At 64.8% G+C, this 13,392-nt stretch carries 13 protein-coding genes; 6 read left to right on the top strand and 7 right to left on the bottom strand.

The features are described from left to right. Positions 1–54 precede the first annotated feature (54 nt). Positions 55–3,087, bottom strand: a complete 3,033-nt coding sequence (locus B2V17_RS01680) for a TonB-dependent receptor domain-containing protein (RefSeq protein ID WP_292994505.1) — start codon at positions 3,085–3,087, stop codon at positions 55–57. A 271-nt stretch (positions 3,088–3,358) separates the two neighbouring features. On the opposite strand from B2V17_RS01680, the gene B2V17_RS01675 reads away from it, so the two are divergent. Continuing rightward, positions 3,359–3,892: a hypothetical protein gene (locus B2V17_RS01675; RefSeq protein ID WP_292994503.1), complete on the top strand. Its 534-nt coding sequence runs from the start codon at positions 3,359–3,361 to the stop codon at positions 3,890–3,892. 7 nt (positions 3,893–3,899) lie between these two features. Here B2V17_RS01675 and B2V17_RS01670 read toward each other — a convergent pair whose 3' ends face one another. From B2V17_RS01670 to xseA, 3 genes are read right to left on the bottom strand one after another with little or no spacing between them, the layout of a single operon-like run. Continuing rightward, positions 3,900–4,766 carry a M23 family metallopeptidase gene (locus B2V17_RS01670; protein WP_292994770.1) on the bottom strand — a complete coding sequence of 289 codons (867 nt, stop codon included), beginning with the start codon at positions 4,764–4,766 and terminating at the stop codon, positions 3,900–3,902. Positions 4,767–4,773: 7 nt separating this feature from the next. After that, entirely contained in the window at positions 4,774–4,977 is a 204-nt protein-coding gene (locus B2V17_RS01665) for a DUF2093 domain-containing protein (protein WP_292994501.1), read from the bottom strand. A gap of 27 nt (positions 4,978–5,004) precedes the next feature. Further along, positions 5,005–6,405: an exodeoxyribonuclease VII large subunit gene (gene xseA, locus B2V17_RS01660; protein WP_292994499.1), complete on the bottom strand. Its 1,401-nt coding sequence runs from the start codon at positions 6,403–6,405 to the stop codon at positions 5,005–5,007. Between xseA and purD the strand changes: the two genes are divergently transcribed. Further along, positions 6,404–7,684, top strand: coding sequence for a phosphoribosylamine--glycine ligase (gene purD, locus B2V17_RS01655; protein WP_292994497.1), 1,281 nt, complete (start codon positions 6,404–6,406; stop codon positions 7,682–7,684). The two genes, xseA and purD, sit on opposite strands and share 2 nt — an antisense overlap. Before the next feature lie 40 nt (positions 7,685–7,724). Continuing rightward, positions 7,725–8,531 carry a helix-turn-helix domain-containing protein gene (locus B2V17_RS01650; protein ID WP_292994495.1) on the top strand — a complete coding sequence of 269 codons (807 nt, stop codon included), beginning with the start codon at positions 7,725–7,727 and terminating at the stop codon, positions 8,529–8,531. Positions 8,532–8,540: 9 nt separating this feature from the next. Here B2V17_RS01650 and B2V17_RS01645 read toward each other — a convergent pair whose 3' ends face one another. Together B2V17_RS01645 and B2V17_RS01640 are read right to left on the bottom strand one after the other, a co-directional pair. Next, the gene (locus B2V17_RS01645) at positions 8,541–9,458 is read right to left on the bottom strand and encodes a division plane positioning ATPase MipZ (protein WP_292994493.1); all 918 of its coding nucleotides are present in this window, start codon (positions 9,456–9,458) and stop codon (positions 8,541–8,543) included. Positions 9,459–9,598: 140 nt separating this feature from the next. Continuing rightward, positions 9,599–10,594 (bottom strand): adenosine kinase, encoded by a 996-nt coding sequence (locus tag B2V17_RS01640; RefSeq protein WP_292994491.1) that lies wholly within the window; start codon positions 10,592–10,594, stop codon positions 9,599–9,601. Positions 10,595–10,652: 58 nt separating this feature from the next. On the opposite strand from B2V17_RS01640, the gene B2V17_RS01635 reads away from it, so the two are divergent. The 3 genes from B2V17_RS01635 (at position 10,653) to B2V17_RS01625 (ending at position 12,818) form a co-directional block, all read left to right on the top strand. Continuing rightward, entirely contained in the window at positions 10,653–11,372 is a 720-nt protein-coding gene (locus tag B2V17_RS01635; RefSeq protein WP_292994489.1) for an EI24 domain-containing protein, read from the top strand. After that, positions 11,369–11,776: a hypothetical protein gene (locus tag B2V17_RS01630; RefSeq protein ID WP_292994487.1), complete on the top strand. Its 408-nt coding sequence runs from the start codon at positions 11,369–11,371 to the stop codon at positions 11,774–11,776. Before B2V17_RS01635 ends, B2V17_RS01630 begins: the two co-directional genes overlap by 4 nt. 67 nt (positions 11,777–11,843) lie before the next feature. After that, on the top strand, positions 11,844–12,818 hold the full coding sequence (locus B2V17_RS01625; RefSeq protein ID WP_292994485.1) for a hypothetical protein: 975 nt from the start codon (positions 11,844–11,846) through the stop codon (positions 12,816–12,818). A 163-nt stretch (positions 12,819–12,981) separates the two neighbouring features. Here B2V17_RS01625 and B2V17_RS01620 read toward each other — a convergent pair whose 3' ends face one another. Continuing rightward, positions 12,982–13,374: a HesB/IscA family protein gene (locus B2V17_RS01620; protein WP_292994483.1), complete on the bottom strand. Its 393-nt coding sequence runs from the start codon at positions 13,372–13,374 to the stop codon at positions 12,982–12,984. Between the last annotated feature and the right edge of the window lie 18 nt (positions 13,375–13,392).

The raw sequence follows: 13,392 nt of genomic DNA, 5'->3' as shown, positions 1-13,392 counted from the left end.
CCGGGTTCCCGAAGGAACCCGCCACTCTGTTTACTGGCAGATGAGCCGTTCGACTTAGAAGTCGAGGGTCACACCGGCGTAGACGTAACGACCCAGCGAGTCGTACACCTGCGCCCAGCTGTTGCCGTTGCACGGACCGGCCGGGCAAGCCGCGCCGCTGGTGAGCGGCGGGGTCTTGTCGAGCAGGTTGTTCGCACCGAGACGGAACTTGAAGTGGTCGCCCACGTCCGCGGTCAGCGCGAGGTCGAAGTAGCTAACCGACGGAATGCGCAGGTTGGCCGGCTGAGTCGTACCCGCGAGGTTCGGGTTCGTGCTCGAGCGGTCCTGCGCGACGCCGTCGAAGTAGCGCCAGCGCACCGAGACGCCGACACCCATCTTGGTGTCGAGGCCGACGCGCATCTGATGGCGCCACTTGGGGTTCGGCGAACCGCACAGACCACCATGGTAGCCCACGCAGTCAACCGGAACGGTGATCCCGTCGAAGGTGACGAGTTCATCGAGCCAGGTACCGACGAAGGTTACGTTCATGCGGCCCAGACCGCCAAGCTGGCGGCTGTAAGCGGCCGACACGTCGACGCCCTTGGTTGACGCATAACCGATATTCTGCGGCAGGTTGATGATGTAGCCGTTCGACGAACGCCAGAGCGAACCGGTCGAGTCACGACGGATGAGACCGCAGAAGAACGGATCCGAAGTGTTCGTGCACTGGGTGATGATGGTATCAGCACCGATGCCCTGGATCGCGTTGTTCACCTTGATGTTGAACCAGTCGACGCTCATCGAGAAGCCCGGCAGGAAGCCCGGCTGCAAGACAACACCAGCAGTCCAGGTATCAGCGATTTCCGGCTTCAGGTTCGGGTTGCCGCCGCCCAGGCCGTTATACTGGTTGGCCGGGTTGGCAACAACGGTCTGACCCACGCTCAGGCCCTGAGCGATACAGCCCGGATCACCCGGACGGCCCGAGCCGCCCGAACCGATCACGAAACCGGCGCAGGGATCGTCCGAACCGTCGAGGCCAACGATCTGCGGGGCGAAGAAGTCCTGCAGAGTCGGTGCACGAACGGCGCGGTTGTAACCACCGCGGAAGCGAATGTCGCGAATCGGAGCGAATTCGCCTTCGACCTTGTAAGTGTCGGTCGAGAACGATGCACCGCCATTGACGCTATACGACGAGTGGCGGAAGCCGCCGGTAACCGTCAGGTCATAGACGAAGCTTTCCTGAACCAGCGGAGCGCGCAGTTCGGCGAAGACTTCCTTCACGTCAAACTGACCTGCAACCGACGGGGTCGGGGCACCCTGACCGGCAAGGTCACCGGTTTGGAACGAAACGTCGGTCACGAAGTCCAGCGTTTCCTTACGGTATTCTGCACCGACGACCAGTCCGAAGCCATCCTTGGCAGCCGGGCTCTTGATGCCGTACTTGCCGAGATCGCCGGTCAGATAGCCGCTCACGATCTGTTCGGTGTTGATACCCTTGGCAATACCCGGGACCTGAACATAGTTGAGTGCAGCCTGGGTGACCGTGCCGGTGCCCCAGATGTCCCAGGGAACGCAGTTCGGATCGGTACCATCAAGAACCGAACGACAGACCGGAGCACCGCCGACGGGATTGGTTACGACGTCAAGCGCGCGGGTGATGCGGGTAACCGAGAAGTCGTTCTTGTAGACCTGGTTATAGTTGGTCCGGCCATACTGATAGAACGCATCGTACTGCCAGGCATCACCCAGGTCGCCCTTCATGCCGACCACGCCGCGATACGAGATGTGCTGGAGATCGCTAACGCGGCCACCGCCTTCGACGTTGCGACGCAGGATCTGCGCGAACCCGCGGGTGTAGCTGTTGCCCAGCGCGTCGGTGAAGACCACTGGCGCACCGCCGCTGTTACCAACCGTTGCGAACGGATCCGAAGCGTCGGACAGCAAGTTGTCGGGGCGGCAAAGTACGTCGCCCGAGCCATTGGTACCATTGTAACCCAGCAGCGGGTTGTCGCAGTTGATCCAGGTGGTGTTGCCGAAGTCACCCGACGGCGCGATTTGCGCCAGGGTACGGTCGTCCATGAACATGAATTCCATGTACGGCTTCAGCGAATCGCTGATTTCGTAGTCGGCAAAGACGCCCGCAGTGTAGCGCTCATCTGGACGCTGGAAGTAGTTCAGCGGCGCGAAGTTGTAGCGGGTGAAACCGGCCGGAAGGGTGCGACCTGCACCGATCTGGTAGGTCGACGATGAACCGTCGAAGATGGTCCCGTTGGCCGAGGTCAGCGAGCCGCCGCAAGTATAGAGCGCGCCGTTCGCAGCAACCTGCGCCGTCGTGCGCGGCGTCAGCGAGCAAGCCGAATAGTCACGGTCGCGCTGCAGCACGGCATTGACCTTGCGGTAGCCGGCATAGGCGGTGATGTGACCACGGCCGCCGTCGAAGGCAGTGCCGAAGGCAACGGTTGCGTCAACCGTGCCGCCATCGGTGACCATGCCGCGCGGGATCGCGAAGCCACGGGCCGAGAGTGCATCCGTGACCTGGGTGCCGATGTCGTTGTTGTGGTTGTAGAAGCTGTATTGGCCGTCGATGCGGAAGCCTTCGAACTTCGTGTCCATCACGAAGTTGACGACACCCGAAACCGCGTCCGCGCCGTAAACCGACGAAGCGCCGCCGGTCAGCACGTCGATGCGCTTGACCATGGCACCGGGGATCATGTTGATGTCGGCAGCCGAAGTGCTCGGATCGCCAGGGACAAGGCGGCGGCCATTGACGAGAACGAGGTTACGTTCCGAACCCAGACCACGCAGGTTCAGAGTCGCAGCACCCGAAGCGCCGTTCGAATAGTTCGAACCCTGGCCGGCGAAAACCTGCGGGAGCGAGTTCACCAGGTCTTCCACGCGGGTGGTGCCGGTGCTCTTGATGTCTTCCGCCGAAACGACGGTAACCGGGCTGGCCGAATCCAGGTTCGGCGAAGCCAGGCGCGAACCGGTGACGACGATGGTATCAGCATCGACCTCTTCGTCAGCCGCATCCTGGGCATATGCCGGCAGAGCGGTCAGCGCGAAGCCGAGCACTGCGGGGGCAGATGCGAGTTTGAGCAAGCTTTTCATGTGTTTCCAGTCCCTCTGTGTTCTGGATGCCGGACCGAAATCCGGCGCGTGAACAGGCAGATCAGGCCAACAAATGGCCCTTTTCCACCCGATGCTGCCTTCCGTGCCGCCGCGAGACTCCACTGTAAAGCAAACTGACGCATTTCCGGGCAGGTTTGATTGCGACTGTAACCATAAAGTCACAGTGACAAGCCGGGTTTTCGCAGCCTATTAACCGCGTGAACCAAGGCCGCTCCGCGACAGGGCGTGAATGGTAAAGGAGTTGTTAGCCATGCGTCTTCACCGGATCGTCCTCTTTGCCGCCGGAACACTGGCTTTGGCCGGCATAGCCGCGGCCAAGGAAAAGGTTCCGCCGCCGCAGCCGCAGGCCTACAAGGATCTGGTCCAGTGCAAGGCGATTCCCGATCCGGCCGCGCGGCTTGCGTGCTATGACGCGCAGGTCGGCAAGCTGGAACAGGCCGCCGCCAGCGGCGATGTCGTGGTGACCGATCGCGCCTCGGTCCGCGCGGCGAAGAAGGGCCTGTTCGGCTTTGCACTGCCGAGCCTTGGTATTTTCGGCGGGGGTGATGACGACAAGGATGAGGTCAAGTCGATCGAAGGCACCGTCGCGATGGCCCGGACTTTCGGTTATGGAGCCTGGAAAATCACCCTGGCGGACGGATCGGTTTGGGAACAGACCGACAGCGAAAGTCTGGTGTTCGATCCGGTCAAAGGCAATCCGGTCAAGATCACCAAGGGCGCGCTTGGCGTCTACCGCATGAACATCGACGGGCAGCGGGCGATCAAGGTGCGCCGGGTCGAATAGTCGCGGCTCAGCCCGGCATCGGCCCGACAAACAGCAGCGGATCGAGCCGCGCCTCGCGCCATTTGATCGACCAATGGAGATGCGGCCCGGTCGCCCGCCCTGTCGCGCCAACCCGGCCGATGAACTGGCCCTGACGGACGGTGTCGCCTTCCTTCACCGCATGGCTGGAACAATGCAGGAAGGCGCTGTTGAGACCCATGCCATGGTCGATCATCAGCAGGCGGCCTTCGAGGCTGAATGATTCCGCCGCAGCCAGGATCACCACTCCGTCAGCCGGTGCGACAAAGGGCGTGCCGCTGGAGCCGGTCGCGATATCCATGCCCGAATGGTAGGAGCCGGGCGTTCCGTTGTAGATCCGCTGCGATCCGAACCGCCCGGAAATCCGCCCGAATGCCGGATAGATGAATTTCTGCCGCCAGCCATCGACTTGATGGTCAATGGCCCGGGCAGCGTTGATCCTGGCGGTCTCGGCGGCGCGGCGGCGGGCATATTCCTCGTTCGGCGGGGTTCCGGGACGCGGCCCGAGCGGGATCCGCTCGATCTGCCAGGCGCGCGGGGAGATGGCGAAACCGCCCCGGCTCGATCCGCCGTCGCGCAGTTCGGCCAACAGTTCACCGCGCGGCCCGCTGTCGCGATCGAACGCAATCAGGAAGGCGCCGTCCGCCGCAAGCCGGACCTGACGGCCATTGAAAGTGAGTTGACGGGTGTCGGCCGGTGCCTTGCCGCGCGCCCAGCCGCCCTGGGTCAGCTGCCCGGTCAGCGCGAAATCGGCGCTGGGATCCAGCCCAAGCCGCTCGGCCGCCCAGCCGCGAGCACGCCACAATCCGAGGCCGGCCAGCGCCCCGCCGCCCGCCAGAAACAAACGCCGCTGCATCACCTTATCAACCCTGGCCAAGCAGCCGGCGGCTGGCGAGCTCGGGGCTGGCGTAGGCTTCCTGGCGCTCAACGCTCCAATAGCGCAGCGCTTCAAGCATAACCCGGTCACCCGATACCGCGCAGACCACGTGGTTGCCCGGGCTCAGCACGCGAAAGCCATTGGCCTGATAGAACAGCATGGCGGGGCGATCGGCAGAATTCATCAACATGGCGCCCGTCCTAGCAAAGCGATCCTTTCAGAGCAATTTACCCTGAGGTCCATCATCGGGCGCGGGACCGGTTTTTGGCCGGGCTGCGGCACGGACTGGCGCAGAGCCGGTGCCGACCGCCAGTTCGCCATCCTGGAAATGCAGTGTGAGCGAAGGTTGCGCTGCGGCCCCCGCGCGGGTCGTCAGGGTCCGCCCGTCAGGGCCGGTCACCCGGACATAGCCGCGCCCCAACACCTTGTCCGGATCGAGCGAGACGAACAGCCGGGCCAGGCCATCGAGCCGCCCTTGCGCGGTCTGGACCCGCGAGGCGACCAGCGGCAGCGAAAGTCGTCCGGCCACCCGCTGCAGCTCGCCCCGGGCCAAGGCGGTGCGATCACACAGCGCGCGGCGAAACCGCTCCGACAGGTCATCGAGCCGCTGCGCCTGTGGGGCCAGCAGCGCCTGCGGGGCAGGCATACGCTCGGCCCGGGCAGCGAGCCGTTCACGCCCCAGTTGCAGCGGACGCAGCACCGCGCGGCGTTTGCGTAGCGCCAGTTCGGCGATCTGGTTGAGCAATTCGGATCGGACCGGAACCGCCATTTCCGCCGCTGCGGTCGGGGTCGGGGCGCGGCGATCGGCGGCGAAGTCACACAAGGTGGTGTCGGTCTCGTGCCCGACCGCCGAAATCACCGGCACGGTGCAGTCGGCCACGGCGCGGACCACCACTTCTTCGTTGAAGGCCCAGAGATCCTCGATCGAGCCGCCACCGCGCGCCACGATCACCAGGTCCGGACGCGGCACCGCGCCGCCGGGGGCCAGCGCCGAAAAGCCGCGCACGGCCGCCGCCACCTGTTCGGCCGCGCCCTGGCCCTGGACCAGCACCGGCCAGACCAGCACCCGCACCGGAAACCGGTCGGCCAGGCGGTGCAGGATGTCGCGGATCACCGCTCCGGTTGGTGAAGTCACCACCCCGATCACGCGCGGCAGATAGGGGATCGCCCGTTTGCGCTCCGGCGCAAACAACCCCTCTGCCTCGAACCGGGCCTTGTTGCGAGCCAGAAGTGCCAGCAGCGCGCCTTCGCCAGCCACTTCCATCCGCTCGATCACCATCTGGTAGTTCGAGCGCCCGGGATAGGTGGTGAGCTTGCCGGTCGCGACCACCTCGAGCCCGTCCTCGGGCTGGAAATTGAGCCGTTGCGCCGTGCCGCGCCACATCACCGCGTCGAGCCGGGCATTCTCGTCCTTGAGCCCCAGATAGACATGGCCCGAGGCGGCGCGCTTAAACCCGCTGATCTCGCCCCGCACGCGGACGAAACCGAAGCGGTCCTCGACCGTGCGCTTGAGCAATGCGGAAATCTCGCTGACCGAGAGCGCTGCGGCGTTGTCCCCTGCCGCTTCCTTCGCTACCAGCCCGGCGGGTTCTTCATCGGAATAAGGCGGCGCTGACATGAATATCCTGCTGGTCGGGTCGGGCGGGCGCGAACATGCGCTGGCTTGGAAGCTGGCGCAATCCCGCCTGTGCACGAAGCTGTTCGCTTGTCCGGGCAATCCGGGCGTAGCCGAACACGCCGAACTGGTCGCGCTCGATCCTGCCGATCATGCCGCCGTGCTGGCCTTTTGCGAATCTGAGCAGATCGGACTGGTCGTCGTCGGGCCCGAAGGACCGCTGGTCGATGGCCTGGCCGACAGCCTCCGCAGCGTTGGGGTTGCGGTGTTCGGACCGGGCAAGGCGGCGGCCCAGCTGGAAGGATCAAAGGCCTTCACCAAGGAACTGTGTGCCCGTCACAACATCCCCACTGCTGCCTTCAAGCGGGTCGCCAGCCTTGATGCCGCCCTGGCCGCGCTCAACGGCTTCCCGATCCCGGTCGTGATCAAGGCCGATGGGCTGGCTGCAGGCAAGGGCGTGACCGTTGCGATGACCCGGACCGAAGCCGAAGAAGCCGTGCGCGAGATCTTTTCCGGCCGGTTCGGCGCGGCCGGGGCCGAAGCCGTGATCGAGGAGTTCCTGGAAGGCGAGGAGGCCAGCTTCTTCGCGATCACCGATGGACACACTGTGGTGCCCTTCGGTTCGGCGCAGGACCACAAGCGGGTCGGCGACGGGGATACAGGGCCAAACACCGGCGGGATGGGAGCCTACAGTCCGGCCCCGGTGCTGACCCCGCTGCTCGAAGGCGAGGCGCTGGAACGCATCGTGGTGCCCACCGTCCGGGCCATGGCCGAAGAAGGCATGCCCTATTCCGGGGTGCTCTATGCCGGGCTGATGCTGACCCCGACCGGGGTCCAGCTGATCGAATACAATTGCCGGTTCGGCGATCCCGAATGCCAGGTGCTGATGCAGCGCTACGACGGCGATCTGGCCGAACTGATGCTGGCCACCGCCGAAAACCGGCTGGGCACCCTGCCCGCCCCGCGCTTTTCAGACCAGACCGCGCTGACTGTGGTGATGGCTGCCGAGGGCTATCCCGGAACCCCCAGAACCGGCGGCGCGATCGGCGGCATCGCCGCGGCGGAGGCAGAGGGCGCCAAGGTATTTCATGCTGGAACCGCGCTGCGGGAGGGCAGGCTGGTGGCGGGCGGCGGCCGCGTTCTCAACGTGACTGCGCTCGGGGACAGCGTCAGCGAGGCGCAGAAGCTGGCCTATGCAGCGGTAAACAAGATCGATTTCCCCGAAGGCTTCTGTCGGCACGATATAGGCTGGCGCGAAGTCGAACGCGAAGCTATGTCGTAAAAGTACAACTGCGGTCGCGCGCAAACGGGGGATTGGCGGGGTGAAGATTACCCTGATCGAAAGCGGCTGCAAGGGACTCGAATCCTGCCTGATCGGCTATATCGGCGGAGAAATTGCCGATCGCGGCCATTTGGTTCGCCGGGTGATCCCGGCCCGGCCCAATTGCTTCGTCCAGATTATTCTTGAAGGCGGGCACGGCCTTTACGATCTCGAATCACGAGAACATCTTGAAGCACCGGAAGTCGGCTTGTTCGGACCGCTGACCCATTATCGTTACGACATGGAGATCAATGGTCCGCTGCGGACATTTTCAGCACGGTTGCAACCAGCCGCTGCCGGAAGTCTGTTCGAAGTCGATCCGGTTTCGTTGGTAGACGGCTTGGTCCCATTGACCCTGCCCGATGGCCTGCTCGACGAGTTGCGGTCAGCGCCGGACTGGCAGTCGATGGCTGCTTTGGTCGATCATTGGCTGCTCTCGCTGAGCGCGGGCAAGGCCTGCAACGATCCGGTCGCCCGTGAAGCGACACGGTTGCGGATGAAGCGCGGGACAATTCCGATCCAGGATCTGGCCGATGCCGCCGGTTTGTCGCTGCGGCATTTCCAGCGCCGCTTTCGCCAGTTGACCGGACTTAATCCCAAGCACTACGCCCGGATTTGCCGGATCGGCCATGCCGTGCACCGCAAAGAGCTCGATCCCGACCTTGCCTGGACCGCATTGGCGCATGAAGCCGGCTACGCCGACCAGTCGCACTTCATCCGCGATTTCAAGGCACTGACGGGAACGCTGCCGCGTGACTTCCTGCGCGGACAGACCCCGATCCTGCGCTATCCCAAGTGGGACGAATAGACCCTCACGTCAGGTCTTGACCCGGAGCTGTTCGAGGCGGGCTCTGGACAGCAGCCCGCCAATCTCGTGCCCGATATCGAGATCGTCGAGCAATTGCCGCACCTCTCCGTTCGCGCCGCTCCGCGCTCGCGGAAGATCGGGCAGACGGTGCAGATCGAGCTGAGTGAGGCCCATTAGCACAAGGTCGCGGTAGGCAACGCGTTCGGAAAGCCCTGCACCGACCCGGAAATCGAACCGCTGCGCCAAGCGCCGCAAGGCGGAATCGACCTTGCCCTGGTTGTGGCTGGCATCGCGCCGCTTGCGGTTTTGCATCACCAGCCAATCAAGCTGCGGCAGGCCCGCCTCGGCCCGCGCCTCGCGCAGTTCCAGGACCAACGCGGCAAAGCAGCCGGGCCCGTTAAGCTTGTGGGTGACCGGGTGGAACTGGCCGAGCAGGCCAAGGTCGACAAACGAGGGATTGATCGGAGAGACCAGCATGTCCGCCATGGCGATCGCGCGGCGAACGACTGGGGCATCCTGGCCCGGGGCATCGATCACCACATAGTCGCAGTCCCAGCCGGCGCGGGCCAGTTCCTGGCAAAGATGCGCGCCCGAATGCTGCAGGAGCAACAGCTCGCGCGGCAGCGGCAGCCGCACGCCCAGACGCTTAGCCGTACCGCCGCGCGCAACCAGCGCACGGCTGAGCGATTGCTGGCGCCGGTCAAGATCGACCGCGAGCACTTTGTGCCCGCAATCGGCGAGGGCCACGGCGAGGTGGAAGGCCAGGGTCGACTTGCCGACTCCGCCTTTTTCATTGGCAACTGTGATGATCCGGGCATTGCCGCGTGGCCGACTGGCGATATCGGCGACAACCACCCGCGGATGCTCTCCATCCACGGCCACATCGCGGCGGCTGGCAAATTGCCCGATTGGCGTGACGACATTCATGATCCGACCCCCGGCTTTGCGCTGCATCTTCAGTGCATTCGCGAATCACCCGAAGGGTCGAGCTTAGTTGATAAGGCTGTGGATAACGAATCTTTACTGTAATGCTATTTCAAGCGGCCGGTCGCGTCCGCAATATTTGCCTAGCCCAGGCGCTGGGCAACCAGTTCCTTCAAGTCCGCTTCGGGCCGGGCGCCATAATGCGAGATGATCTCGGCAGCGCAGATCGCGCCGAGCGTCAGGCATTCGGACACCGGACGGCCATTGACGTGGCCATGGAGGAATCCGGCGGCAAACAAGTCTCCGGCACCGGTGGTATCGACCACTCGGGCAACCGGCTCGGCCGGAACTTCGTAAAGCTGTCCGCCAGTGGCGGCGACAGCACCCTGCTCGCTGCGGGTTACGACCAGCAGCGGAACCTGATCCTGCAGCGCGGCGATTCCGTCGTGGAAATCGTCCCGGCCGGTCAGCGCCGCCAGTTCGACATGGTTGGCGAACAGGATGTCGATTTCGCCGGCCGCGATCATAGCGCGGAAATCGTCACCGTGCCGGTCGATCACGAAAGCGTCGGACAGGGTGAAGGCGACCTTGCGGCCTGCACCGCGCGCGGCGGCAATCGCCCGGCGCATCGCCGCGCGCGGCTCTTCCGGATCCCACAGGTAACCTTCGAGGTAGAGCACCTCGGCATCGCCGATCGCGGCTTCGTCAAGCGCGGCCGGGGGCAGGTACTGCGACGCACCGAGGAAAGTGTTCATCGTCCGCTGGCCATCGGGGGTGACGAAGATCAGGCAGCGGGCGGTCGGCGGATCGCCGGCCCGGGCTGGCGTTGCAAAACTGATCCCACCGGCGCGGATGTCGTGGGCGAAGACCTCACCCAGCTGGTCATCGGCAACCTGGCCGATGAAGGCGCAGCGCCCGCCGAGCGCGGCGAGACCGGCGAGGGTATTGGCCGCCGAGCCGCCCGAGATTTCACGCGCCGGGCCCATCGCCTGGTACAGCTCATGCGCGCGCTCGGTGTCGACCAGCGTCATCCCGCCGCGGGTCATGCCGAAGCGTTCGATCAGCGCATCGTCGCACGGGGCCATGACATCGACGATGGCATTGCCGATGGCGATGACCTGGGTGGACGGCTTGGACATGAACAGACCCCTGATACGGCAGAAAAATGAGCGCCGCGCCTAGCCGTTTTTGCCGCATGTGGGAAGCGGCGTTGACAGCGTGGCGGCGGCAAGCGATCCCACCGCGATGTTGCCCGCCTTTGCCCTTGCCCTAACCCGTCTGGCCGACCGCCGGATCTTGGCGATCTGGCTGAAAAGCCTGGCGGTAACACTGCTGGTCTTCATCGCGCTGGGGATCGGCGGCTGGTTCGGACTGATCTGGCTGCTGGACCGCTATGGCGAGGCGGACGGGCTGGGCCAGCTTGCCGCGGTGCTGATCCTGGCGATCGCCGGCTGGCTGCTGTGGCGGATCATCGCGCTGGCAGTGCTGCAGTTCTTCGCCGACGAAGTGGTGCTGGCAGTCGAACAACGCGACTACCCCGAAATGGCCGCCCGGGCCCGTAAGCTCGGCTTGCACGAAGAAGCACGGCGCGCGCTGGCCGGGGCAGGCCGCGCGCTGCTGTTCAACCTGCTGGCCCTTCCGGTCGCGCTGGTGCTGGCGATCACGGGGGTTGGCGCGCCGCTGGTGTTCCTGCTGGTCAACGCGGTGCTGCTGGGGCGCGAGCTGCAGGACATGGTCTGGCTGCGCCACCGCGCTACAGCCGGCAGTCCGCCGCCGCTGACCGGGATCGAACGGCTGGGCCTGGGCGGCGTAGTGGCGCTTCTGCTCACCGTACCTGTGGTCAATTTCGTCGCACCGTTCCTGGGCGCGGCTTGCGCGGTCCACCTCATTCATCGCAAGGGGGCGCCAAGATCATGATCGCTCGCCTGTTTTTCTCCCTTGCCCTTGGGCTGATGGTGTCCGCCTGCGGTTCGGGCGGCACGGTGACAAGTGCGCCCAAGCCGCCGACCAAGGTGCCGCTGCGCAGCCCCGGCCATACCACGCCGCCGAAGCCTAGGGTGATCGCGGGGCCGGGGCTCGAAGGTGTGGTCGGTGCTCGGGCGCAGGACCTGATCGACCAGTTCGGCCCGGCCCGGCTTGATGTGTGGGAAGGCGATGCCCGCAAGTTGCAGTTCACCGGACAGCCCTGCGTGCTCGACATCTACCTCTATCCGGGCGCTCCGGGGCGGGAGCCCGAGGCGACCTATGTCGAGGCGCGCCGCGCCAGCGACGGCCAGGATGTCGACCGGGCAGCCTGCGTCGCCGCGCTGCGCGGGCGTTAAGGTAACCCGGATTTAAGGATATTACGGCACATCGGTCCCGGTTTTGAATAGCGGGGGCCTGTGCGCCATGAGTATCGAATTCGGTGACCTGACCACCCAGATCGCGGGTGACGGACGGATCACCAACGAGGAAATCCTCGAATTGCGCCGGCTCGGCTGGGCCGATGGCAAGATGAGCCCGGATGAAGCGGAATCGCTGTTCGTCGCCAACGAGACCGCCGCCGAGACCACCCCGGAATGGTGCGATTTCTTCTGCGATGCGCTGACCAGCTTTGTTGTTTATGCGGTAGAGCCGCGCGGCTACGTCGATGCCGAAATGGCCGAAGAACTGGTTTCCCGGGTCGACCGTGATGGCCGTGTCGGGACCATGGCCGAGCTGGAACTGCTGGTCCGTGTGATCGAGGTGGCAACCAGCGTGCCGCAAGCACTGCGCGACTATGCCCTGAAACAGATCGAGGAAGCCGTTGTCCTGGGCGAAGGCCCAACCCGCCATGGCGCACTGTCGCCGCACGGGGTCAACGCCACCGAAGTCACCCTGCTCAAGCGGTTGATCTTCGGCACCGGCAGCGAGCGCCCGGCCGGGGTCAGCAAGGCCGAGGCCGAACTGTTGTTCCGGATCAAGGATGCCACGCTGCACGATGCCAATGCCCCCGAATGGACCGACCTGTTCGTCAAGGGCGTGGCCCAGTTCCTGCTTGGCTTCGGCGGACACGAAGCACTGAGCGAGGACCGCGCGGCCGAACTGGAAAGCTTTATGGCCCGCGAAGGCCAGGGGGTCGGCGGCTTTCTGGGCCGGATGGCCAGTGCCGCCCCGAACGCCTCCGGGTTCGGCAGTCTGCTCAAGATCGGCGGAGACGAGGCCGACTATCTGGAGGAATGGGACGATTCCGCAGAGAGCGCTGCCTCACTCGAACCCGCAGAACACAGCTGGCTGCAGGACATGCTGGAGGCCGACGAAGACCTTGATGAGCTCGAAAAGGCGCTGATCGCCTTCATCGACGCGGAAACAGGGGAAACCTTTGTGCCCAGACCCAAGGGCTGAACCAGAGTTTCACCCGAAGACCCAAAGAACGCGGACAGAGACCGGCGCCACCTGATCGAAGCTGCGTCTTGATTTGGCGCGTCGTTCGACGATCAGCGCAGCCGCGCCCTTTGCGGGCCATCTTCGGTCCTTCGGGTGAGCCGGCCTGGAGCAAGCGCTACCTTCAAACCGTAAAACTCTCGCCGCAGCCGCACGAACCCTTGGCATTGGGGTTCTGGAATACGAAACCGGCGGTGAAATCGTCCTCGACCCAGTCCATCGTGCTGCCGATCAGGTAAAGCACCGAGGCGGCATCGATGAAGAACAGCCCGCCCGGCGTCTCGATCTTCTCGTCGAAGGCGTTGGCCTCGCTGACATAGTCGACCGAATAGGCCAGCCCCGAACAGCCCCGCCGCGGGGTGCTGAGCTTGACCCCGATCGTTCCTTCCGGCGCATCGCCCATCAGCTTGGCCACCCGCGCCTCGGCAGCGGGGGTCAGGATTACGGCAGCGGGTGCTTCGAGACACCGCTTCGGCAAGCTCAGCGGCTCCTCAGCATGAGCGGACTTATCAGTCATTGCATTTCTCCATCACCC

Source organism: Novosphingobium sp. UBA6272 (assembly GCF_002440635.1).
GTDB lineage: Bacteria > Pseudomonadota > Alphaproteobacteria > Sphingomonadales > Sphingomonadaceae > Novosphingobium.
The sequence above is the reverse complement of the archived record's forward strand: the minus strand, read 5'-3'. Positions and strand labels throughout refer to the sequence as shown.

Excerpts from the sequence above, each read along its gene's own strand:
- B2V17_RS01680 (WP_292994505.1), bottom strand. The coding sequence starts at position 3,087 with ATGAAAAGCTTGCTCAAACTCGCATCTGCCCCCGCAGTGCTCGGCTTC.
- B2V17_RS01675 (WP_292994503.1), top strand. The coding sequence starts at position 3,359 with ATGCGTCTTCACCGGATCGTCCTCTTTGCCGCCGGAACACTGGCTTTG.
- B2V17_RS01670 (WP_292994770.1), bottom strand. The coding sequence starts at position 4,766 with ATGCAGCGGCGTTTGTTTCTGGCGGGCGGCGGGGCGCTGGCCGGCCTC.
- B2V17_RS01665 (WP_292994501.1), bottom strand. The coding sequence starts at position 4,977 with ATGTTGATGAATTCTGCCGATCGCCCCGCCATGCTGTTCTATCAGGCC.
- purD (WP_292994497.1), top strand. The coding sequence starts at position 6,404 with ATGAATATCCTGCTGGTCGGGTCGGGCGGGCGCGAACATGCGCTGGCT.
- xseA (WP_292994499.1), bottom strand. The coding sequence starts at position 6,405 with ATGTCAGCGCCGCCTTATTCCGATGAAGAACCCGCCGGGCTGGTAGCG.
- B2V17_RS01645 (WP_292994493.1), bottom strand. The coding sequence starts at position 9,458 with ATGAATGTCGTCACGCCAATCGGGCAATTTGCCAGCCGCCGCGATGTG.
- B2V17_RS01640 (WP_292994491.1), bottom strand. The coding sequence starts at position 10,594 with ATGTCCAAGCCGTCCACCCAGGTCATCGCCATCGGCAATGCCATCGTC.
- B2V17_RS01630 (WP_292994487.1), top strand. The coding sequence starts at position 11,369 with ATGATCGCTCGCCTGTTTTTCTCCCTTGCCCTTGGGCTGATGGTGTCC.
- B2V17_RS01625 (WP_292994485.1), top strand. The coding sequence starts at position 11,844 with ATGAGTATCGAATTCGGTGACCTGACCACCCAGATCGCGGGTGACGGA.
- B2V17_RS01620 (WP_292994483.1), bottom strand. The coding sequence starts at position 13,374 with ATGACTGATAAGTCCGCTCATGCTGAGGAGCCGCTGAGCTTGCCGAAG.